This window comes from Microbulbifer sp. MCCC 1A16149 (assembly GCF_050368945.1).
Taxonomy (GTDB): domain Bacteria; phylum Pseudomonadota; class Gammaproteobacteria; order Pseudomonadales; family Cellvibrionaceae; genus Microbulbifer.
Genome location: NZ_CP185959.1, coordinates 716298 through 738761, shown reverse-complemented (window position 1 = coordinate 738761; position 22464 = coordinate 716298). Strand labels below are relative to the sequence as shown.

At 59.5% G+C, this 22464-nt stretch carries 15 protein-coding genes and 1 pseudogene; 9 read left to right on the top strand and 7 right to left on the bottom strand.

Features of this window, described 5'->3' with window-relative positions; all coding sequences use genetic code 11:
* The first annotated feature begins 224 nt into the window (after window positions 1-224).
* Together ACONT6_RS03060 and ACONT6_RS03055 are read left to right on the top strand one after the other, a co-directional pair.
* Window positions 225-2114, top strand: coding sequence for a histidine kinase (locus ACONT6_RS03060; protein WP_181254074.1), 1890 nt, complete (start codon window positions 225-227; stop codon window positions 2112-2114).
* A 98-nt stretch (window positions 2115-2212) separates the two neighbouring features.
* Window positions 2213-2476 carry a hypothetical protein gene (locus ACONT6_RS03055; protein ID WP_428820363.1) on the top strand — a complete coding sequence of 88 codons (264 nt, stop codon included), beginning with the start codon at window positions 2213-2215 and terminating at the stop codon, window positions 2474-2476.
* A gap of 34 nt (window positions 2477-2510) precedes the next feature.
* Here ACONT6_RS03055 and ACONT6_RS03050 read toward each other — a convergent pair whose 3' ends face one another.
* Both ACONT6_RS03050 and ACONT6_RS03045 read right to left on the bottom strand, forming a co-directional pair.
* On the bottom strand, window positions 2511-2957 hold the full coding sequence (locus ACONT6_RS03050) for an RrF2 family transcriptional regulator (RefSeq protein WP_428820362.1): 447 nt from the start codon (window positions 2955-2957) through the stop codon (window positions 2511-2513).
* A 2-nt stretch (window positions 2958-2959) separates the two neighbouring features.
* On the bottom strand, window positions 2960-3397 hold the full coding sequence (locus ACONT6_RS03045) for a YbaN family protein (protein ID WP_428820361.1): 438 nt from the start codon (window positions 3395-3397) through the stop codon (window positions 2960-2962).
* Between the two features lie 181 nt (window positions 3398-3578).
* Between ACONT6_RS03045 and ACONT6_RS03040 the strand changes: the two genes are divergently transcribed.
* A complete protein-coding gene (locus ACONT6_RS03040) occupies window positions 3579-4085 on the top strand; it encodes a hemerythrin domain-containing protein (protein WP_428820360.1) in 507 nt (168 codons plus the stop codon).
* A 37-nt stretch (window positions 4086-4122) separates the two neighbouring features.
* Entirely contained in the window at window positions 4123-6408 is a 2286-nt protein-coding gene (locus tag ACONT6_RS03035) for a nitric-oxide reductase large subunit (protein WP_428820359.1), read from the top strand.
* A gap of 147 nt (window positions 6409-6555) precedes the next feature.
* Here the strand turns inward: ACONT6_RS03035 and ACONT6_RS03030 are convergent.
* The 3 genes and pseudogenes from ACONT6_RS03030 to ACONT6_RS03020 all read right to left on the bottom strand — a co-directional run.
* Window positions 6556-6730 (bottom strand): annotated as a pseudogene (locus ACONT6_RS03030) (U32 family peptidase); the annotation flags it as partial.
* 11 nt (window positions 6731-6741) lie between these two features.
* Complete coding sequence (locus ACONT6_RS03025; RefSeq protein ID WP_428820358.1) at window positions 6742-7902, bottom strand: NnrS family protein; 1161 nt, start codon at window positions 7900-7902, stop codon at window positions 6742-6744.
* 87 nt (window positions 7903-7989) lie between these two features.
* Window positions 7990-9603 (bottom strand): antiporter, encoded by a 1614-nt coding sequence (locus ACONT6_RS03020; RefSeq protein WP_428820357.1) that lies wholly within the window; start codon window positions 9601-9603, stop codon window positions 7990-7992.
* Between the two features lie 287 nt (window positions 9604-9890).
* Between ACONT6_RS03020 and narL the strand changes: the two genes are divergently transcribed.
* The 5 genes from narL to ACONT6_RS02995 all read left to right on the top strand — a co-directional run bounded on the left by narL (window position 9891) and on the right by ACONT6_RS02995 (window position 16661).
* Complete coding sequence (gene narL, locus ACONT6_RS03015) at window positions 9891-10559, top strand: two-component system response regulator NarL (protein WP_428820356.1); 669 nt, start codon at window positions 9891-9893, stop codon at window positions 10557-10559.
* On the top strand, window positions 10559-11797 hold the full coding sequence (gene moeA / locus ACONT6_RS03010) for a molybdopterin molybdotransferase MoeA (protein ID WP_428820355.1): 1239 nt from the start codon (window positions 10559-10561) through the stop codon (window positions 11795-11797). Before narL ends, moeA begins: the two co-directional genes overlap by 1 nt.
* Window positions 11798-12084: 287 nt before the next feature.
* Window positions 12085-14190 (top strand): TonB-dependent receptor, encoded by a 2106-nt coding sequence (locus tag ACONT6_RS03005; RefSeq protein WP_428820354.1) that lies wholly within the window; start codon window positions 12085-12087, stop codon window positions 14188-14190.
* A gap of 100 nt (window positions 14191-14290) precedes the next feature.
* Window positions 14291-15496 carry a PepSY-associated TM helix domain-containing protein gene (locus tag ACONT6_RS03000; protein WP_428820353.1) on the top strand — a complete coding sequence of 402 codons (1206 nt, stop codon included), beginning with the start codon at window positions 14291-14293 and terminating at the stop codon, window positions 15494-15496.
* Window positions 15497-15635: 139 nt separating this feature from the next.
* On the top strand, window positions 15636-16661 hold the full coding sequence (locus ACONT6_RS02995; protein WP_428820352.1) for a zinc-binding alcohol dehydrogenase family protein: 1026 nt from the start codon (window positions 15636-15638) through the stop codon (window positions 16659-16661).
* A gap of 92 nt (window positions 16662-16753) precedes the next feature.
* On the opposite strand, the gene ACONT6_RS02990 is transcribed toward ACONT6_RS02995, so the two are convergent.
* Together ACONT6_RS02990 and ACONT6_RS02985 are read right to left on the bottom strand one after the other, a co-directional pair.
* The gene (locus ACONT6_RS02990; RefSeq protein WP_428820351.1) at window positions 16754-17200 is read right to left on the bottom strand and encodes an REP-associated tyrosine transposase; all 447 of its coding nucleotides are present in this window, start codon (window positions 17198-17200) and stop codon (window positions 16754-16756) included.
* Between the two features lie 96 nt (window positions 17201-17296).
* The gene (locus ACONT6_RS02985) at window positions 17297-22459 is read right to left on the bottom strand and encodes an OmpA family protein (RefSeq protein WP_428820350.1); all 5163 of its coding nucleotides are present in this window, start codon (window positions 22457-22459) and stop codon (window positions 17297-17299) included.
* Window positions 22460-22464 lie beyond the last annotated feature (5 nt).

Genomic DNA, 22464 nt, shown 5'->3' with positions numbered 1-22464 from the left:
CCAACAAGGAATACACCGGGGGGGAAAATGGCCGAAATGAACGCCCTACCCCTTTGTGGGTAGCCCCGAAAAACCGCTACCGGTCCCAGGTGCAGCAATAGCCGGGGCAGCGGGGATTTCTGCTTCGCTGAAGGGGTGGGAATCGACCAGTCGGTTTCTTTGGGGGTACTACCAAATACAGTGCCACCAGGCATAATGAGCGTGTACCAGCAAGGGCTTTTCCTATGGGCAGGGTTTTTCACCGCATCCGACAATCCATCGTGTTTCGCATCGGCGTGTTGCTGTTGCTTACCGCCTTTGTCGCGATCAGCTCGATGGTGGCTTCTTACGTCATCTCCGACGCGGCCCAGCACGACGCCGAGGCCATCAACGTGTCCGGCTTTGTGCGCGCGATGAGTTACAAGCTGGCCTCCACCGCGCAGAGCGGTGACGCTGCGGCCACCCGGGAACTGGCAGACGCCCTCAACAAGCGGCTGAACAAGATCTCCACCATTTCGAATTTCCGCGATTCCGACTCCTCGCAGGTGGCGCGGGATTTCCACGAAGTAAAAAGTGACTGGCAGCAGGAAATGCGTCCGCTGCTGGAAGCGGTCGCCTCGGGCGAGCACGAAATTGACAGTAAGGAACTGCTGGCCGCCGCAGAAACCTTTGTGAACAAAGTGGACAGGCTGGTTCTCGATTACCAGCGCATTGCCGAAGAAAAAGTCGAGTTCCTGCGTATCGTGCAATTGGGCTCCCTGTTCGCCACCATCACCCTGGTCTACTTTTCGATGTTCACCCTGTCGCGCTCGGTCGAGCAGCCGCTGCGGCAGTTGATCGCCAGCTGCCGGGAGATCGCGCGCGGCAATTTCCGTCCGCAACTTGCCCCCCTGGACAGCGAGGATGAGCTGGGCATGCTCACGCAAACCATCAAGGGCATGAGTGAAGTCATCGACCAGACCCACCGCGAACTGGAAGACCGGGTCGAGGAGAAAACCCGGCAACTGCAGCAGAGTCATAAGGTTCTGGATTTCCAGTACCGCCTGGCGCGACGCATCAGCGAGGGACCCCTGAATGGCCAGGAAATAGAGCGCTGGCTGGAAGAATTCAGCGCCCTGACCGGTCTCCCCGATCTCGACCTGTGCCTGATGACACAGGAGGGCGAAACCCCCTACGAGCACCTGATTTACGGCGAGGGCAACCGCAGTTGCGAGGAACAGGAATGTTTCAGCTGCTCGCACTCCTGCGGCCCGACGGAGGGTATAGAACAGCGGCTCTACCGCTATCCGCTGGAAGCAGACAAGCGCAATTACGGTGTACTGGTGTGCAGCCTGCCCGCCAACCAGCTGTTGCACCGTGAACAGCAGCAGCGACTCAGTGCGTTCGCCGACGCGATCACCACCGCTATTACCCTAAAGGAGCGCGGCGAGCATGAACGCCGTGTGGCACTCATGGGGGAACGCGGCATCATCGCCCGCGAGCTACACGACTCCCTCGCGCAATCACTCTCCTACCTGAAAATCCAGGTGGCGCGATTGAGCCGCTGTACCAAGAGTGAGGAAATCGACCGCGAGCAGGTCATCGACATTACCGACGAACTGAAACAGGGGCTCAACAGCTCCTACCGTCAGTTGCGCGAACTACTCACCACTTTCCGCCTGCAGGTATCTGAAGGTGGACTACGCGATATCCTGCGTCGCTCGGTGGAGCAATACCGCGAGCAGCACCCGGAAATCGACATCGAGTTCAATTACGAACTGGACGAAATCCCCCTTACTCCCAACGAGGAAATCCACCTGCTGCAGCTGGTACGCGAGGCGTCACAGAATGCGGTGTATCACTCCTGGGGAGATCACGTCAGTATCAGCCTGGTACCGGGCCCCGGACAGCAGGTATTCGCCAGCATCTGCGACAACGGCAAGGGCATCAGCGATTCGCCGGAGAAGAGAAACCATTTCGGTATGTCGATCATGCAGGAGCGTGCCAGTAATCTCGGCGGTGCCCTGGATATTCACCGGCGCGATGCCGGTGGTACCGAAGTGGCATTTTCCTTCCTGCCCGAATACGCCCGCGCCCGCCAGATGGAGTCGGGGAATGCGGGCGAGGTATTTCATTCGGACCGGCGCGCCAAATAACAGCGCATTGTCGACTACCCACTTATAGTCGGGCACGCAAACGTCGGCGCGAATAAAATACGGCTCCCGCAGCGAGAGCGATATCGATCGACACTGGCGTGAAACCCGATACCACCACCGCAATGCGCGGACTGATCAGCAAGGTCCGCAGCGCCCTGCCCTTCAGCCTGCCGGCCGCCGAACTGTGCGCCGGCCCCTGCCGCGGTTGTCCGAAAAAGTTGCTGGAATTACTGGATGGGGAAATTGTGGAATGGGAGCAGAGACTGGATAACGGCGAAATTCCCACGCTGGGCGATGTCAATAAATTCGGCCGCCTGTGCCGGAAGATCCATAAAGCGATTGCGGCCAACGGGCTTATCTAACCCCGGTGTACATCAACCCCGACAGCGTGCGCCGTTACTCTGCGGCATTGATATACAGCAACTCCCGCACCGCGGTCTTGTGCTGATCCCCTACCAGGTCTTCCAGCGTGTAACGGTCCAGTGTTGCGAAAAAGCTTTCCTGCGCTTCTGCAAATATTTTCTTCAGTTGGCAGGCCGGAGTAATCACGCACTGGTTTTCACTGCCGAAACATTCCACCAGCTTGCTGCCCTGCTCAAACGCCCGCACCAGCTCGCCAATATTGATGTTGCTCGGCTCCGTGTTCAGACGCAGCCCGCCGTTCTTGCCGCGTGTCGCCAGTAGATAACCCCGCGCGTTGAGCTCCTGGACGATCTTCATCAGATGGTTCTTGGAAATATCGTAACTCCTGGCGATCTCGCTGATGGTACAGAGTTCTCCTTCCTTTGCGGCCAGATAGATCAGCACGCGCATCGAATAATCGGTGTAACGGGTGATATGCATATTTATTCCTGTTCCATGGACGGCAAGGCGTCTGTTTCATGCGTGCGCGCCGTGGGAAGGCGCCAGATAAATACCAGCAGGGCACAAAACATCAGCGCCAGTCCCGCCAGTAGCCGCGCGTCGACGCCGACGGCCAGCAGCAACAGCCAGTTGAACAGCAGCAGCCCTGTCACCAGGCGCTTGGTAGCGAGCGGGATGCTCCGCTCCCGCTGCCAGCGCAGGATGGGCGGTCCGAAGCGCGGATGATTGGTTAGCCACTCGGCCAGTGCGGACTCCGCTTTGAGGCTGAACCACAGGCTGCAGAGCAGAAATGGCGTGGTTGGCAACAACGGCAACACCACCCCAAGACCCGCCAGTAAAAGACTGCACCAGGCCAGAATCACATACACCCGCCGGCGCACACCGACGCCAGATTTGGTTTCCGCTGAGGCGCTTTTCACCGGGTACTCCGCATTTGCTGTGAGCCTGTCGACCATTTCCACACATAACATGCATTTATTTTACATCTTTAAATCGCAAGCGTACACTTGCCACAAAAGATGCATTTTAAATACATCTTTTAGCGATTAACTGCTCCTCCAGCAATCACCAGGCGCGCCGAGTGGCGCACAAGGAGAAATTATGGACCTTCTTACCGATTCGCCAGTGGATAACGATGGGGAACACTGGCAACAGGCCAGCGACAGCGAGCTGGTCGACCACCTGCTGCAGCGCTACCACCAGGTACACCGCCGCCAGCTGGGTGACCTGCTCTATCTCGCGCAGAAAGTGGAACACACCCACCACCACCACCCCGACTGCCCCCAGGGACTCACCGAGCACCTGCGCAACATGGCGAGGGAGCTGGAGCAGCACATGCAAAAAGAGGAAATGATTCTGTTCCCGATGCTGGCACGGGGCCAGGGTGCCATGGCGGGAGGTCCTATCCAGGTGATGCTGGGTGAACACGATGACCACGCCGCCGCCATCGCACACATCGATGTACTCACCGACGGCCTCTCCCTCCCGGACGGCGTTTGCAACAGTTGGCGCGGGCTTTATACGGGCCTACAGACATTCGTAAGCGACCTGCAAAAGCACATTCAACTGGAGAACGACATTCTGTTTGCGCGCTACCTGGCCGCGTAATTACCACCAATTTTGCACAGTTAAGGAATGGGAAATTATGAACAAGTACTACAGGCTCTGGTGGGCGCTTATTGCGGTGCTGGGGGTCACATTCGGGATATTGGGATATTTCGGCAAGGAGGTGTATCGGGTAGCACCGCCGATTCCGGAGCAGGTGCTGACCCAAGATGGCGAGCTGCTGATGACCCGCGACAGCATTCTCGACGGACAGACCGCATGGCAGTCGGTAGGCGGAATGCAGCTGGGCTCCATCTGGGGACACGGCGCCTATCAGGCACCGGACTGGACTGCGGACTGGCTACACCGGGAACTGCTCGCCTGGCTGGATCTGGCAGCGCAGGATGAGTACGACCGGCCCTATGCCGAACTGGAACCGGCACAGCAGAACAGCCTGCAGTTCCAGCTCAAGCAGGCCTATCGACAGAATAGCTATGACGCGGATCGCGATACCCTGGTACTGAGTGCGCGGCGGGTAAAGGCGATCGAGAACACCGCGGAATACTATCACCGCCTGTTTGGCGCGGCGCCAGAGTTACAGCAGACCCGCCGCAGCTATGCGATGAAGGAAGACACGCTGCCCAGCAGCGAGCGTCGCGACCGCCTCGGCGAATTTTTCTTCTGGACCGCGTGGGCCGCAGCCACCGAACGCGCCCCCGGAGAAGCCACCTATACCAACAACTGGCCGCACGAGCCGCTGATCGACAATGTACCAACGGCGGAGAATGTGGTGTGGTCGGTTGTCAGCGTTGTGCTGCTGATCGCAGGTATTGGCGGGCTGGTGTGGGCCTGGTCATTTATGCGCGGCAAGGATGAAGCCGAACCGGTTCCGCCACACACCGACCCGCTCACCACTCTTGCACTTACCCCTTCTCAGAAAGCGTTGGGAAAATATCTGTTCATCGTGATTGCCCTGTTTGTGTTCCAGGTTTTTCTCGGTGGATTTACCGCGCATTACACGGTGGAAGGGCAGGCTTTCTACGGAATAGAAACGTCCAAATGGTTCCCCTACAGCCTGGTGCGCACCTGGCATATCCAGTCCGCCCTCTTCTGGATTGCCACTGGTTTCCTCGCTGCAGGCCTGTTCCTGGCCCCCATCATCAACGGCGGCAAGGATCCGAGATTCCAGAAACTGGGTGTGGATATCCTGTTCTGGGCACTGGTGGTCGTCGTCGCCGGCTCCTTCCTGGGCAATTATTTCGCCATCGCACAGATCATGCCTGCGGAATGGAATTTCTGGCTCGGGCACCAGGGCTATGAATACGTGGACCTCGGCCGTCTTTGGCAGATCGGCAAGTTCACCGGCATCGTCTTCTGGCTGGTACTGATGTTGCGCGGCATCGTACCCGCGCTGCGCCAGCCCGGTGACAAGCACCTGCTGGTACTGCTCACGGCATCAGTAATTGCCATCGGCCTGTTTTACGGTGCCGGCTTCTTCTACGGTGAGCGCACCCATATTTCCATCATGGAATACTGGCGCTGGTGGATCGTGCACCTGTGGGTAGAGGGCTTCTTTGAAGTGTTTGCCACCGCCGCACTGGCGTTTATTTTCTGCAGCATGGGACTGGTTTCCAAAAGAATGGCCACCATCGCGTCACTGGCCTCAGCCTCCCTGTTTATGCTGGGCGGCGTGCCGGGCACCTTCCACCACCTGTATTTCTCCGGAACCACAACGCCAGTAATGGCGGTGGGTGCGACCTTCAGTGCACTGGAAGTTGTTCCCCTGATAGTGCTCGGCCACGAAGCCTGGGAGCACTACCGCCTGCAGCACCGCGCGGACTGGATGCAGAAAATCAAATGGCCACTGATGTTCTTCGTGGCGGTTGCGTTCTGGAACATGCTCGGCGCCGGCGTACTGGGTTTCTCGATCAACCCGCCAATCTCGCTGTATTACGTGCAGGGACTGAATACTACTGCCACACACGCGCACGGTGCACTTTTCGGTGTCTACGGTTTTCTCGCCCTCGGCTTTACCCTGTTGATCCTTCGCTATATCCGCCCGCAGCTGGTGTTCAGTGAACGACTGATGCGTATGGCCTTCTGGTGGTTGAACGGTGGACTGGCACTGATGTTGTTCAGCAGCCTGTTACCGGTGGGGATCATCCAGTTTATTGCCAGCGCATCGGAAGGACTCTGGTATGCCCGCAGTGAATCCTTTATGCAGAGTGACCAGCTACAGACGCTGCGCTGGGTTCGCACTTTCGGTGATGTGGTGTTTATCGTCGGCGCGCTGGCAGTGGCCTGGCAGGTGATGAAAGGGTTGTTCAATATTGGTGGCCATGCGCCGCTGGATATCATCGACACCCAATCAGCGAATCGTACCTGAGCACACAGCACGCTATGTACACAGCCTTGCAGCGCCCTCAATCGAGGGGCTGCAACTCACAGGACTTGCTGCACGACCCCGTGCAGCTTTTTTTATTTATCGATATGACGCATCAGCATGCTGTAGCCGAGATCTCTGGCTGGCAGCTCCGGCGGCCAGCGCGTCGTCGATCGCCGCAGCCAGGTTGTCGATCCGATTGAATTCGTTATTGCGCACTCGCAGGCTGTAGCGCGGCTGCCCCCATATACACCGCATCCGCGCCGTAGGCGAATGCGTAGCGCATGCTTTTCAGGGTGCCGGCCGGGGAAAGCAGTTCAGTCATAGGGATTACTCCTAACCGGGTTGACCGTCGGTGCGCGGCGCCATCAGCATCGGTGCGTAATAGTATAAATACAATCCGTAGCCGAGCAGCCAGCCGCACACAGCGACCATCAAGCCGTTACTCGCCGGTGCCCAGAAGATCCGCGCCAGCGCCGCCAGTGCCAGCGCGGCAAACGCCAGCGGCATCAAGCGCGGGCATTTCAGCATGCGGCCGGTATGGCCGAGGGTGACGCGGCTGATCATCGCCAGGATCATGCCGCCGATTCCGCCCACGGCAAACGCGTGCAGCGCACCGCTCTCAAGTCCGGGAGCAATACCGGCCCAGGCGAGAAATGCCATAAGAAATCCCAGCACTATGAACCAGTAGCTCACATGCAGCGACCAGAGCAGCGGCTCGCGCCGGATCAGCGACGGGCGCCAGCGACAGCAGCGCGCCAGCTGCAACAGCCCCAGCATCAACGCCAGCCACCCCCATACGAATTTCGGCAGGTTAAAGCCAACGGCAAGCAACAGCGCCAGCACACTGAGGTGGCTGGTAATTTCCAGTACCGCAATCTTGTCCCGCTGCTGCATCTGAAAGCGGCGCGCGGTAAAAAACGGAATTACCCTGCCGCCAAATACCGTGATCAGCCCGGTGACCAGCAACAGGGTCACGAGCCCGCCGGTGCGCTGCCAGGCGGGAAGCAGCCAGTGGGCGGCGGCCAGTGCTGCGAAGGCGATCAGCGCAGGGATGACAAACAGATTGCGCCACTGACGCACGGCGAGAATACGGCGGCCAGTCAGCACGGCGGCCACCAGAAAAAAACCACTTTCAAACATCACCGGCAGCCACAACGGTACACCGGCAAATAAATAGCCGAGCCGCGCCGCGAGCCACAGCGCGCACAGCCCGGCCAATGCGCGACCGGTGGGTGCACGCAGGCCGGTCCAGGTCTGCATGGCAGTAGTGATAAAGCCCACCACCACGGCGCCGGCAAATCCAAACAGCATTTCGTGCGCGTGCCAGGTGACGCCGCCGCGCAGTGCCGGCAGTGAAATACCGCGCAGCTGCGCGAGCCAGATACACAACGCAATGCCGCCCCAGACGGCGGCACCGAGAAACATCGGACGAAATGGCATGCGCCACAGGGGCAAGAGCGTTTGCTCGCGCGCACGATCCATGATTTGCAACATAACTCGACTCCAAAAACTTCGCGGTGGTGACGAAAAAAAGGGGAGTTCACACTCCCCTGAAGCAACAACGTACGAATGCGGTTCGCGTTACGGATTGTAGAATTCACCGCCTTTGCGCAGGTAGTACCAGTAGTTAACCACCAGGCACACGCCGTAGAAAATAGCAAAACCGGCCAGGGCATACTCGGGGGTAGTCGCCTTGATCTGCTCACCGAACACTTTAGGAATATAGAAAGCACCGTAGGCGGCCACCGCAGAAGTCCAACCCAATACCGGGCCCGCCTGCTCTTTCGGGAACACCATGGCAATGGTACGGAAAGTAGAACCGTTACCGATACCGGTCGCCGCAAACAGTGTCAGGAACAGCAGGAAGAACGGAACGAAGAAGTCCTCGGGAGAAGCCGACGCGTAGGCCGCCTTCATGTAGTAAGCGACACCCAACGCGCTGGCCACCATGATCACGGCACAGATCTGGGTAACCAGTGCGCCACCGATACGATCCGCAATCCAGCCACCCACCGGGCGAATCAGAGCCCCGATAAACGGCCCCATCCAGGCGTACATCAACGCGCTGGGACCGCTGGGATTAATGGTGTCGTGTGTCATCACACCATCGACCATCACGTGGCTGTAACCAAAGATCACTTTGATGGCGAGCGGGAAGGCCGCGGCGAAGCCGATAAAGCTGCCGAAGGTCATGGTGTAAATCACACTCATCACCCAGGTGTGCTTGTTGTTGAAAATCCGGTACTGGCGATCAAGGCTGCTGCGGATATCACCGGGCAACATCTTCAGACCGTAGACGGTGCCGAAAATCACCAGCACCAGCACGATTTCCTTGGGTATTCCCCAGCCGGAGCCGTTGGCACTTTCCGGCAGTATCAGCCACAGGCCAATGATGGCATTGATCAGGCCGATACCGAGCATCATGCTCATTTTACCGAAGGTGCTGAGCGGACTGCCGATATCCGGAGACACCTCATCGGTGCGGATATTGTTCATGCCAAACCAGGTGGCGAGTGCGAGGGGTACCAGCAGAAGCAGCCAGACAAAACCGGCGTTCTGAATCCAGGATTCGGAACCCGCAGGCACCTTGCCGATCAGGGAGCCGGAAGAATTGACCAGCACCATCGGATCGCCGCCCATAGCGCCGAAGGCACCAAAAGTCATAAACAGCGGCACAATGATCTGCATGGTGGTTACGCCAAAATTACCGAGACCCGCATTCAGGCCCAGCGCCAACCCCTGTTTTTCCTTGGGGAAGAAAAAGCTGATGTTGGACATGGACGAGGCGAAGTTACCCCCGCCGAAACCACTGAGCAGCGCCAGCAGCTGGAACACCCACAGGGGCGTGTTCTTGTCCTGCAAGGCGATACCGGTACCGAGTGCCGGCAACAGCAACAGCGCGGTGGTGAACATGATAGTGTTGCGCCCGCCGCAAAGGCGGATGAAGAAGCTGCTGGGAATCCGCAGCGTGGCGCCGGTCAGGCCGGCGATGGCCATCAGGGTAAAGAGTTCAGACTTGGCAATCGGGAATCCCAGGTTGAGCATCTGTACCGTGATGATGCCCCAGTAAAGCCAGACGGCGAATCCGGCCAGCAGGCTGGGGATCGAGATCCACAGATTGCGGTTGGCGATTTTCTTGCCCCTGGATTGCCAGAACTGGCTGTTCTCCGGGGACCATTCATAGATATCAGACACAATCTTGGCTCCTGCTCGGGTAGTTGTTCTCGGCTGTCAATATGGACAGCCCCCGACCAGCGCTCAATTACCATCAATAAGTACTCCCTTTTTTCCGGCCGCGCAATTGTCGGCGCGCCCGCAGTTCCGCCGCTCCCGCGCACAGTGTTTATCCCCAGAGCCAGGCAGGGCGCCGCCGCCGGAAACACTACCCCCTAAGGGGTAGACCGCTCTAGCGAGGGGTTGCCTGTGCTAGCATATCGACAACGAGCCGCCCCACCGACAATCACTTAAATCCAGGAGCGATCATGCCTAGTACCGCCAGAGTCATGATGGTCGACGACCATCCGCTGTTTCGAAAAGGACTGATGCAGTTGTTCAGCCTGGAGCCGCGCCTGGAATTGGTGGCGGAGGCCAGTAGTGGCGAGGAAGCGGTGCGCCTGGCGGATGAGTGCGACCCGGATATCATCCTGCTCGATCTGAATATGCGCGGTATGGACGGCCTCGACACCCTGCGGGCCATGCGCGCCGGCGGTGTGACCGCACGCATCGTGATGCTCACGGTCTCCGACAACAACGCCGACGTGGTGGCCTGTATCCGCGCCGGTGCCGATGGCTACCTGCTGAAGGATATGGACCCCGAGGAGATCCTCGACCAGGTGCTGGCGGCAACCCATGGCAAGATGGCCATCAGCCAGCGCCTCACCGAAATCCTCGCCTCCGCGCTGCGCAAGCCCGACCGCGCTGGCGCCGATACCCTTTCCACCCTGACCAGCCGTGAATACCAGATTCTGCAGCTGATCGCCGACGGCCTCAGCAACAAACTGATTGCCCGCGAACTGGATATCAGCGATGCCACCGTAAAGGTGCACGTTAAACACCTGCTGAAAAAACTCGGCATGCGCTCCCGGGTGGAGGCGGCCGTGTGGATGGTCAACCAAAAACGCTCGGAAGCTGCCGCACCCCGGAGTACATGATGAGTGACTGCTGTTCCCAGCCCGGCCTGATGCCTGTCGAAGTGGCCCGGGCAACCCTGCTCGAAGACCTGACCCCGGTGACCAGACAGGAGCCGCTGGCGCTGATACACGCCTGCGGCCGTGTGCTGTCCGAGGCGGTGAATTCACCAGAAAACCTGCCGCCCTGCGACAACTCCGCCATGGACGGCTATGCACTGCGCTTTGCCGACCTGGCATCCGGTGAACCACTGGAACTGATCGGCCACTCCTTTGCCGGCAAACCGTTTGACGGCCAGGTGAATCCGGGCACCTGTGTACGCATCATGACCGGCGCCGCGCTACCTGCTGGAGCCGACACGGTGGTGATGCAGGAACAGGTCACCACCCGGGGCGAACGCGTTTCCATCGGCGGTGATGTACGTCCCGGTGACCATATCCGCCGGTGCGGTGAAGATGTGCGGGCGGGGGAGGAATTACTGGCGCGAGGCGCGCGTATCTCGGTAGCCCATATTGCCCTGCTGGCGGCTGCCGGCATTGGCGAGGTGAGCGTACTGCGACAGCCCGTGGTCGCGCTGTTTTCCACCGGCGACGAACTGCGCCAGGCAGGCGAACCCCTCGGCAATGGCGACATTTACGACAGCAACCGCAGTGCCCTGCTGGCCGCGCTGGCAAAGCTGGACGTGCAGGTTATCGACCTCGGTATTCTGCCGGACGACAAACGGGTCATCCGGGACAACCTCACCCGCGCCGCCCGCGAGGCCGATGCGATTATCACCTCCGGCGGCGTGTCGGTAGGGGATGCGGATTACACGCGGGAAGTGCTGGAGGAGATGGGCCAGATCGGCTTCTGGAAAGTGGCGATGAAACCGGGCAAGCCCTTCGCCTACGGGCGCCTGCAGGGCACACCCTTCTTTGGCCTCCCCGGCAATCCGGTATCCGCCCTGATTACCTTTCAGCAGCTGGTGGTGCCGGCGCTGCGCCTGTTACAGGGGGGCCAGTGGTCTGCCCCCATCCGATTGCGGGCCGAACTGCGCCAGCCCCTCAAGAAGAAACCCGGCCGCACCGACTTCCAACGGGGCAGCTACCGCAGTGATGAAGCCGGCAACCTGCTGGTTGAACCGGTTGGCAGCCAGGGCAGTCACATCCTGTCCGGCCTCGCCGGGGCCAACTGCCTGATCGTATTGCCGCGGGAAGGTGGCAATGTCGACGCCGGTGAAATGGTGAGCATAGAGCCGCTGGCGTCCCCCTTCGCCCCCTGAGCCAGGCTGCACCTGCACGCCACCCGGTCCGCACCTCGGCAACTACCCAACATCCGACCCACGAGCGCCCCGATCAACATATCGGGGCGAATTCCCTGCACACTGTTTTCGAGCCACTGCCACCCGAATCTGGCGGGCAACGTCAAAATCGCGATTGATATCGATTCTCATTTTAACTATTATCGCCCTCCTCAACGGCGGCACGCCCACAACCAATTGACGGGCTCTCCCCTGCCGCCGGTTTCACCATCGAACAACAAGCTTGTACCCAAACCTAGGAGCCTCGGATGCGCTACCTGAAGACCTCTCTCGCCCTGTCCATTATCGCCGCCAGCACCACTGCATTCGGCGCGGAAGACAGCAACGGCCAGCAAATTGAAGAGGAGGTTGTGGTTACCGCAAGCCGCACCGAAAAGCCGCTGAGCTCGATCCCGAACACGGTCACCCTGATCGATCAGCAGGAGCTGACCAGCCAGATGGCCACGACCAGCGATCTGTCCACGATCCTTGGTAACCTGATTCCCAGCTTCTCCCCCAGCCGCCAGAAGATGACCAGCTCCGGTGAGAGCCTGCGCGGCCGCAAGCCACTGTACCTGATCGACGGTGTGCCCCAGTCCAACCCGCTGCGCAACGGCGGCCGCGACGGCCACACCATTGATCCGCTGGTACTGGAGCGTGTGGAAGTCATTCACGGCGCCAACGCCATTCACGGTATGGGCGCCTCTGGCGGCATCATCAACCTGGTGACCCGCACCCCCAGCGACGAATTCCAGCAGAGCGTGCGTGTTGAAACCGCGCTGCAAACCGAAGATGTAGGAGAGTCCGCGGGCTACAACGGCAGCTACAGCGTCTCTGGCAAGGTTGATGCGGTAGATGTACTGGCCAGCTTTACCTATCGCAACAGCGGTGTTGGCTACGACGCCAACGGGGACATTGTCGGTTTCGACAACACCCAGGGCGACACCATGGACAGCGAAACCACCAACGCCTTTATCAAGACCGGCTACAGCTGGGACGATCAGCGCGTGCAACTGACCGTGAACCGCTTTCTGGTGGAAGGTAACAACAACTGGCTGAGCGTGGATGGCGATATCAGCGAAGGCGTTGCCACCACCGCGATCAAGGCACCGGTACCCGGGGATGCGCCGTCTAACGAGGTCACCACCGTCAACCTGCAGTACAGCAAGGAAGACCTGTTCGGCCAGAAGCTGCGCGCGCAGGTATTCTCCCAGGACTTTGCCGGCACCTACGGCGGTGGCGCCTTTGCCACATTCCAGGACCCGGCCTACGGCGAAGGCATATTCGACCAGTCCCAGAACAACTCGGAAAAGCGCGGCCTGAAACTGACCCTGATCAAGGACGATATCGCCGGCAGCGCAATCAGTCTCGCTTACGGTATCGACCTGCTGCAGGACGAAACCTGGCAGCAACTGGTTCAGACCGGTCGCGCCTGGGTGCCGCCCACCAAATACAAGAGCACCGCGCCTTACGCACAGGCGGAGTTCAGTGGCATCGAGCAGCTGACCATTACCGCCGGTGTTCGCCACGAGCGCTCCAAGCTGAACGTTGACGACTTCACCACCCTGGCGTCTTACGGCAGCCAGTTTGTCGAAGGTGGCAACCCGGAATTCAGCGAGACCCTGGGCAATATCGGTGCGACATATGCCATCAGCGATGCCTGGCGAGTATATGCCAACTACTCCGAAGGCTTTTCCATGCCGGACGTCGGCCGGGTGCTGCGCGGTATCAACCAGCCGGGCCTGGATGCAGAGAGCTTCCTCGAGCTCAAGCCCATCCTGACCCAGAACCACGAACTGGGCCTCGACTTCAATAACGAAGAGTTCGGTTTGCAAGTGGCGCTTTACTCTTCCGACTCCGACTTTGGACAGCGTCTGGCGCTGGGTAGTGACGGTGTGTACAGCGTGAAACGGGAAAAGACCGATATCGATGGTGTGGAAATGCGCTGGCAGTGGTTTGCCACCGATACCGATACCCTGGAAATGCGGTATGCCTACACAGAGGGACGATACGACTCCGACCAGGACGGCAAAGTGGATACCGATCTCGACGGCCGCAACATTTCCCCCAACCGGTACAACGTGAGCTGGGCGCGCAACTGGACTGAAAACTTCAGCACCCGCCTGCAGGCCAACTGGCTGCTGGACCGCGACTTTGAAAACAGCGCCGGTGAAGTCACCACCGAGTTCGATGGCTATACCATTATCGATGCCAGCGCCCAGCTGAAAGCCCTGGGGGGCGAGTTCGCCCTGGGTCTGCAGAACCTGACCAACGAAGACTACTTCACCTACTACTCCCAGACTGCGGGCAATGATGTGCGCAACTTCAAGGGCCTGGGCCGCAGTGTGAACCTGTCTTACTCAAAAGTGTTCTGATCTGCGGTAACCGCGGAAATTGTTCGCCTGCAGGGCAGGCTCCTACAGTAGAGTCCGTAGGAGTCTGCCCTGCAGGCGAACCAAAACAAGCTTCCACACCATGCGCAAAACATTTTTCATCCTGCACAAGTACGCCGGCCTCACCCTCGGCCTGCTGCTCGCCCTGATCGGAATTACCGGCAGTCTGCTGGTGTTCGATCACGCCCTGGATGAAACCCTCGCGCCGCAGACGGTATCCTTTTCTCCATCTGCAAACCCGGCCAGCTATGCGGACATATTTGCCGCGGCCCAGGCCGCGGTACCGGGCAACCCCACGCCCACCCGCCTGATGACCCAGCGCCAACCCGGCAGTCCCCACGTGGTGCGTTTCCCTGCACCGGAAGGTGCACCCGGGCCCATCGAAGTCGCGGTATCTCCCAGCGATGCAAAAGTGCTGGCGGTACGCGGTTGGGGCACCCCTGAATACACCATGAGCTGGCTCTATCGCCTGCACTACACCCTGCTCGCCGGTAAAAACGGCAAGACCGTGATGGGCTTTATGGGCCTGCTGCTGATGGTGTTCTGTATCACCGGTGCGGTGTTGTGGTGGCCGAAAAAGAGCAAAACCGGTAAAGGGAAATGGAAGCGCGCCTTTTCCGTTTCCCGCAGCGGCAACCGCTTCCGGTTTTACTTCGATATACACAAGGTATTCGGTATTTATTTTCTGCCGCTGCTGCTGATGACCAGCTTTTCCGGCGTCACCCTGATATTCCCGATGCAGGTGGAAGCGGTAGTCGGCACCCTGTTCAAGGTCGAGCCCCGCCCGGCCCTGCCTGGCTCCAATACCGACAGTGGCAATCCCATCACCCCGGATCAGGCGGTCGCCATCGCCCAGGCAGCCTTTCCCGGCGGCGAGTTGAAACGCATTTACCTGCCGCGCAATGAAAGCGACAGCTACGGACTGAGCTTCCGCGCCGCGGGCGAAGTCTGGACCAACTACGGCGCCAGTATCGCGCGGGTGGACCAGTACAGCGGTGAACTGCTGATGTCGCAGGACGTCACCGAGATTGCCCTGGGCAACAAAATCCTGCGCTGGCAGTTCCCCCTGCACAATGGCGATGCGCTCGGCATTGTCGGGCGCTGGCTGGTACTGCTGGCGGGCCTGACGCCGGCCCTGCTGTTCGGCACCGGACTCTACCTGTGGTGGCAAAAGCGCAGCCTGAAGCGGCGCGCCAGTGCACAGGCGGCCGGGAAAGCCGCGCAGAGCGAAGCTCCCTCTCCTTCTCGCTCGACGACACCGCCCTCGAACACACCCGCGGAAGTCTGAGCCATTCTGCCGCCGTCCCTGCGCGGCTCATCTAAACTGCGACGGCGGTGTCGGGTTTACCTCGCGGCCGTGCTGCGTCATCTGGCGCGAAAATTGAATCACGGATACTGATTGTCCCCAACGGATATGGAGATCTCACGTGAAAGCTGTCGGCCTATTCCAGTACCTGCCCATCGACCATCAGGAATCCCTGCTGGACCTGCAGATAGACAGACCAGAACCCGGGCCCCGGGATCTTCTGGTGTCGGTGAAGGCAATTGCAGTCAATCCCGTGGATACCAAAGTGCGTGCGCCCAAGGCGGAGCCGGTCATCGAGACCACACCCAAGGTCCTGGGTTGGGATGCGGCGGGTGAGGTCGTGGCGGTGGGCAGTGAGGTCGAGCACTACCACGTGGGCGATCGGGTTTTCTACGCCGGAGATATCACCCGCCCGGGATGCAACAGTGAGTATCAGCTGATCGACGAACGCATCGTCGGTGCGATGCCGCGCACCCAGGATTTCCAGGCCGCTGCCGCCCTGCCCCTGACCAGTCTTACTGCCTGGGAGGCGCTGTTCGAGCGTTTGGGGATTTCCCCAACGGGAGAGGATGCGGGCAAGTCGCTGCTGATTATTGGTGGGGCCGGCGGCGTCGGTTCCATTGCGATTCAACTGGCCCGCAACCTCGGCAAGCTGAACGTGATCGCCACCGCCTCGCGTACCAAGTCCTCCATGTGGGTAAAGCAGATGGGGGCCAGACACGTGGTCAATCACCGCAATCCAATTGATGCAGAGTTAAAAGACATCGGTATTGATACGGTGGATTTTATCCTCTGCCTGAACAATACCGATCAGCACTTTCCGGCGATGGCCAACGCGATCAAGCCCCAGGGAAAAATCTGCACGATTGTGGAAAACACGGGGCCCCTGGAAATCGGCCTGCTGAAATCCAAGAGCGCGACCTTTGTATGGGAGTTCATGTTCACCCGCAGTATGTTCCAGACCGACGATATGATTCGCCAGCAAGAGATTCTGAATCGCATTGCGGAATTGATTGATCAGGAAGATCTGATCACGACGGTCGGGGATACCATTGAACCGATTAACGCAGCCAATCTGCGCCTCGCCCATCAGCAACTCGAAGCCGGCCGGACCATTGGCAAGATTGTATTGGCAGGCTGGGAGTAACCGGTACCTCCCCGTAGGAGCCTGCCCTGCAGGCGAACAGGGAAATACGCTATAGCCATTCGCCTGCAGGGCAGGCTCCTACAGCGAACTTCCTAGAGCCAGATAGCATCCCACAGTGGATAGTCCCGCAGGGAGCTGACTAAGCCTGCTCTGAGAGGGTTTGCAACTACATATCTGGCAACCGCCTGAACATCCTCTTCCTTGCACAGCGCACGGTCGTGGAAACCCCGCTGCCAGACTGGCCCATCCCACAGCTGTCGTAGCAGTTTGGAAGTTAAGGACTTGGCTTTCTGCACAGAATGCGAAAGGTCTGCGCCCTCCTCAAGCTGTAGTAACCAGTGCACATGATCGGGCATCACTACATAGCAAAGTGTTTTCGCTTGCTCCACTTTGCTTATCGCATGCACAAATTTTCTGCCGCGGTGCACATTACGAAAAACTGGATTGCGTTGATGGCAAACCGCGGTAATCAGGCAAAATCGATTTGACTCGCTGAACCGACCGGTTCGAAGTCGGTTACCCTGTGCAATCCTTTGCATCTGGGGTTTCCTTTAGATTTCGAGGTTGGTTCGCCTGCAGGGCAGACTCCTACGGAGCACCTTGTAGGAGCCTGCCTGCAGGCGAACCGAACGAACTTAAAATTTACCCACCATGTTGATAAAGACCCCCTGACTATCGTAATCCAGGTCAGTCAGGTCATCGGAGAAGTCGGTAAAGTTGTAGCCGATACCCGCCTTGAAGTTGCGTCCCATCTGACGATACAGCGCCAGCAGTGCGCCGCTTTTGCGGTCACCCGCATCTGGCAGGTCGAGCAGGCGGCCTTCGATCAGCAGGTCCCACTTGTTCACGAAGTGCCAGTCGGCACGTAGCACGTACAGACTCGCGGAGCTGTCGAAGAACTCCGGGTTATCCCGCTCCATACTCAACTGACCCAGACGGTAGGCGTACTTGGCGCCCAGGGTCCAGCGCTGGGTGATGTCGTAGTTGGTGTCGACGGAGAAGATATGGCTCTTCTGCACGAACTCCGTGGCATTGTTCACGCTGTTGGAGGTGACCAGCACCTGATCCGTGGTGGGCACGTTGTAGAAGTAGGTGTACTTCAGCAGCGTGTTCCAGCGATCGTTATCCACAGGGCGGTAGGCGTAGCCCATCACCCCTTCGGTGAACTTGCCGTCGTAGAACTCACCTTGTGAACTCTGGCTGTCGGAATAATTGAGTTTACCCACAAGACGCCAGTCCGGATTAATCTGGAAACTGACGGTATTTTTCAACAGCCAGGTCTGGCGTTCGTTTTCCAGCACCGTCTCCGGATCACTCAGGGTCTGCATATTGTCCACACGGTATTCCACCGCACTGGACAGGCGCAGGCTGCCGTCGTTGAAGCCCATGCTCGCGCCCAGGGCGCGGCGCTCGGTTTCTGCGCCGGTGCGCGGATCTTCCAGGGTACCCGCTTCCACACTGGTGCCGTAATTCCACTTGTCACTGGGCGCCAGATCCACACCCAGGGCGTGGGTGAGGCCGGTGGAAACGTCGCCGTGGGTGTAGCGCTCTTCGCCGTAGATACTCGTGGTATCGCTGAAGCGACTGCGGAAGCCACTGTTCAGATTACCCTTGCGCGCGCGCACACCGGTGTCGGTACGCTCGTTGTCGAGGGTGTAGTTCAGGTAAAGGTTGGTGCGGTCGGTCACCAGGAAGTCGGTGCCGAGTCGCGCCGCAGTGCCGGTGTCACCGCCGGACAGTTCACTGTCCAGGGTGAGGCGTTCGCTTACCCGGTAGGCGCCGCCGAAACCGATGCGGTTGTTCTCGTCGCGGTTACCGGACAGCTCGGCGGTGCGCTGCACGAAACCGAACGCATTCCAGTCTGCACCGGAATCGTAACTGGCCTGTACCGCCACGTCGGTACGCTCACCCTGGGTCTGGGTAACCGGCACCACCGGCGACAGGTCCTCGCGGGAATCGGAGCGGGCCGCAGCGGCCAGGCGCCAGCGATCGCTCAGACGATAGCCCAGTTCCACATCGGTCGCTTCGGTCTGCAGGCCCTGCTGCTGTTCGCGGGTATCGGTCTTGAGCCCCACATCAAAGCGCTCGCCGATCGGCACATTGACTGCCGCACCGTATTGCTCTGTCTCGCGGGTGGCGAGCTGGCCGGGGCCGGAGAAGCCGGCGTCTCGCTGCTGCGCATAAACAGAAGCGGAACCGCGCATGCCCTCAAAGAAATCCCCAACCTGCAGCGCGGCTTCAAACTTGTTGGCACCGGCCTTGTCTTCGGGATCGAACGGCGCGGCCTGATCAAAGCTGCCCTGTTCGAAACTGCCCGGGTTAAAGCTGTAACCACCGTCCAGGGAAGAGAGACTGTCGAGGGTATTGCCCTGGCTCTCTGCCACTTCCACCTTCATCCAGGTGCCGGCGGTTTTGCGCAGGGTCAGGTCGACGCCGCTCAGGGAAGATTCGTTGTCCTCTTCATCCTGCTGGCTGGCGCTTACCCCGATTTTCACGTGATCCCCAGCCCAGTAATGGGCACGGCCACCAACCGCAAGGGTATCCAGGTCGTCAAAGCCCGGCGTGTATTCGTAGCGGGCAACCAGGTACTGCGGATTACCGTTGTAGGATCCGTCCTGCACGATCAGGTTGTCATTGGCGATGGCCGACAGCGGACGATTCAGCAGCACGCGGCCCTGGATGTAGTCCATGTCGTAGTCGATGACCGGGGTGAGGTTTTTCACTCCCAGTACGATGCCCGAGTTTTTGTCCCGCACTTCCACGCGCAAGCGTTCGGAACCGGTGAGGATATCCTGGTGACGCATGTAGTAGAGAGAGCCACCGGTACCGCGGAACTCGTCCCGTCCGGCAATGGTGCCTGGCTCTGCACTGAAGGCATCGATCTGGAAACGCTTCTCGCCGAAGTCGGTCACGTCATCGGTTTCGAAGTGGAAATTGGCCCCGTACAGCGCGCGGTCAATGTGTGCCAGCTCGTTGTCGGTGTAGGACGCGTTGAAGTTACCCCACAGACCGTAATCGTCGTAATTCTCCAGCTTGATATAGAACTTGCCGGAAGTCGGTGCATCTTCCACCACGGTGGAGTCGTCACCAAAGGTGGGGTAGTACAAATCGCTGTCCAGACGGCGGAACAGCGCGTCCGGATTTTTTTCCATGAAGTTGGTGAACAGGTCCTCTACCGGGCCCTCTTCGGTATCCGCACTGGCGGACAGCTGCCAGCCGTCACCAAAGCTGCCGCTGGTGTAGAACGCCAGGCGGCCATCGTAACTGGCAGAGTTGTCGTAGTGGGTTTCGTCACCGGTCACCAGTGCCGCGGGGCCATTGGTCTTGTCGCGGGCGATGGTCAGGTCGGCAATACCCACGGTAAACCAGTCGTCACGATTGAACTCCAGGTCGCGCAGGAACAGTTCGCCGTTGCCGCTGTCATCCAGTACCGCCACTTCCACGGTGTGCAGGCCCTTGGCAAAAATTTCCTCGGCAACAAATTCACCGCTGTTGCTGACCGGTACTTCGCGCCCCGCCAGCCATACGCTGTGGTTTGCGGGAATATCCGCACCGTTCACTAGCACCGCATTGCCATTCACCGGAATATTCTGCTCGGCAAGACGGTTTTCCCCGTAACCCACCAGCAGCTCTTTCTCGGTGGTGGTTTCCTGCAGTTGGGGTTCGAAGTTATCCACAATCCACAGGGTCTGCGGACGGGTTTCGTCGAAGCGCTGTTTCCAGTCGTAAACCCGCAACACGTATTTCAGCTTTTTCAGCGGCGCCTGGTATTCCTCAAAGTCCGCATCCCAGCTGCCCTCACCGTTCTGGTCGAGGGTGACCACCGCAATGGGTTCATCGCGCAGGGACTGCTCTTCCTCAAACAAGCGCACTTCCGCGCGGGTGATAAACGACGGGTAGTTGGTGTAGCGCTTGAACTGTACCCGGCTGTCGGCGATCTCGGTTTCCGGATCATCCGCATAACGGATGGTGCTCGGGAACGCAGTGACGTTCAGACGCGGCTGCATGGTCTGGTTGTCGAAGCGGAACTGGATATTGGCGTTTTCCAGTGCCACGTCGGTACAGCGCTGCAGGTCGGCGGAATTTTTGTGAGGGTCGTATTCCGGCGCACCATCTACGGTGATACGCATCAGGTTCAGGGCATAGGGGTTGTGGGCCTCGGCCTCCTGCTGAATACGCTCGATCTCGAGACGGTCTTTTTCCGCGAGTACCGCGAGCTCGTCGTAGAGCACCTGCACTTCTACCCGCGCGCCATCCATGTGGATAAAGCCGGTCTGCACCACGTCTTTGGATTCCACAAAGCCGCGGCCTTCGAATTCCACCTGCTCGTCTTCCAGGCCCAGATGCTGCTGTACCGCGCGCATGGTTTTTTCCGCACGCGCCGAGGACAGGCCGACATCATCGCCATACACCATGGCTTCGCGGCGTTCCATGCGCTCGTTGTCGCTGTAGCCGATAAAGCTCAGGCGCACATTCTGCTTGCCAGAAACCTCGTCCATCATGCGCTGCATCTGTGCCAGCTGCGCGCTGGAAATCTGCGGCTCACCGCTATCGAGGAAGATCGGCGGTACGTCGCCCGTGGGGGATTCGTGGGCAATGGTGATGGTTTCCGCAGCCGCCGATTCCGGACACGCCTGCAGGCCATCGGCAGCGGTTTCCAGCAGATCGTCGTACCAGAACTCCACTTCCACGCGGCGATTGAGGGCGCGGCCCTTGGCGGTGTCATTAGCGGCGATGGGCTGGCTCGAACCCTTACCACTGCTGGTTACCATATAGCCCGGCATATTCAGCTGATCGGCCACCGCCAGTGCTACGCGGCGCGCTTCCGCGCGGGACAGTGCCATCTGGTCGTCGTAGAGTTCTGCGGGACCTTCCGGCAATGGCTTGCCATCGGTGTGGCCGACAAAGTGAATGGTGAGATTCGGTTTATCCAGCAGGGTGTTGCGCACTTCCTGGATACGGCGCACAAACGGCATCGGCAGATCCACCTGTCCCGGTTGCAGTCGCAGCGGCGACACCAGGTTTTTCAGGCGCGCGCGCTTGTCGGAACCAGCGGTGTAACGCAGTTTACACACGGTTTCCTGGCGGCAGACCTGTACCCGGTTCAGCTGGGCCGCTTCGGCGCGACGCTGGGCATCGCGAGCTTCCTGGTCCAGCTCGAAATAGCGCAGCTTTACCTCGACGCGACGGTTCAGCTCGCGGCCTTTTTCGGTGATGTTTTCTGTCAGCGGTTCGCTGTCACCGCGGCCTTCAAATACAACGGCCTCTTCCGGCAGCTCCAGTGCGGTCTGGAAATATTCCGCGACCAGCTGCGCACGGGCACCGGTAAAGGCTTCTTTATCTGCGAAGGCACCCAGCTGTTCTTCGCTCAGGGGATCGCTGTCGGTGTGGCCGGTAAAGATCAGTTGCAGCTCGTGCGCGTCTTCCAGTTCGGCGAGTTTTCCCTGCAGTTCTTGCACCAGCTCGGGAGCGATCTCATCGTCGACTTCCCGGTACACCAGCGGCGGGAGCACGTCGGTTTCCAGCACCGGTTCCTGCGGATCGATAAACGCTTCCGCGTCCTGTACCCACAGCTGGCCGGCTGCGGGAATCAGGGTGGTTTCGGTGTTGCTGCCGAGTGGCTTTTCGCTGTACTCACCGTTGCTCTCGACCCCCGGGGACAGGCCGGGAATCAGCTGCCACCAGGCACTACTGTCTGCAGCGCCCGTCTCAGCAGCACTCTCGGTAGTCGCATCCTGTGCGAACACGGATACGCTGCTGGCGAGAACAATGGCAAACGCACAACCGGGTTGGATCATTCGCT

Excerpts from the sequence above, each read along its gene's own strand:
- ACONT6_RS03060 (WP_181254074.1), top strand. The coding sequence starts at position 225 with ATGGGCAGGGTTTTTCACCGCATCCGACAATCCATCGTGTTTCGCATC.
- ACONT6_RS03050 (WP_428820362.1), bottom strand. The coding sequence starts at position 2,957 with ATGCATATCACCCGTTACACCGATTATTCGATGCGCGTGCTGATCTAT.
- ACONT6_RS03040 (WP_428820360.1), top strand. The coding sequence starts at position 3,579 with ATGGACCTTCTTACCGATTCGCCAGTGGATAACGATGGGGAACACTGG.
- ACONT6_RS03035 (WP_428820359.1), top strand. The coding sequence starts at position 4,123 with ATGAACAAGTACTACAGGCTCTGGTGGGCGCTTATTGCGGTGCTGGGG.
- ACONT6_RS03025 (WP_428820358.1), bottom strand. The coding sequence starts at position 7,902 with ATGTTGCAAATCATGGATCGTGCGCGCGAGCAAACGCTCTTGCCCCTG.
- narL (WP_428820356.1), top strand. The coding sequence starts at position 9,891 with ATGCCTAGTACCGCCAGAGTCATGATGGTCGACGACCATCCGCTGTTT.
- moeA (WP_428820355.1), top strand. The coding sequence starts at position 10,559 with ATGAGTGACTGCTGTTCCCAGCCCGGCCTGATGCCTGTCGAAGTGGCC.
- ACONT6_RS03005 (WP_428820354.1), top strand. The coding sequence starts at position 12,085 with ATGCGCTACCTGAAGACCTCTCTCGCCCTGTCCATTATCGCCGCCAGC.
- ACONT6_RS03000 (WP_428820353.1), top strand. The coding sequence starts at position 14,291 with ATGCGCAAAACATTTTTCATCCTGCACAAGTACGCCGGCCTCACCCTC.
- ACONT6_RS02990 (WP_428820351.1), bottom strand. The coding sequence starts at position 17,200 with ATGCAAAGGATTGCACAGGGTAACCGACTTCGAACCGGTCGGTTCAGC.
- ACONT6_RS02985 (WP_428820350.1), bottom strand. The coding sequence starts at position 22,459 with ATGATCCAACCCGGTTGTGCGTTTGCCATTGTTCTCGCCAGCAGCGTA.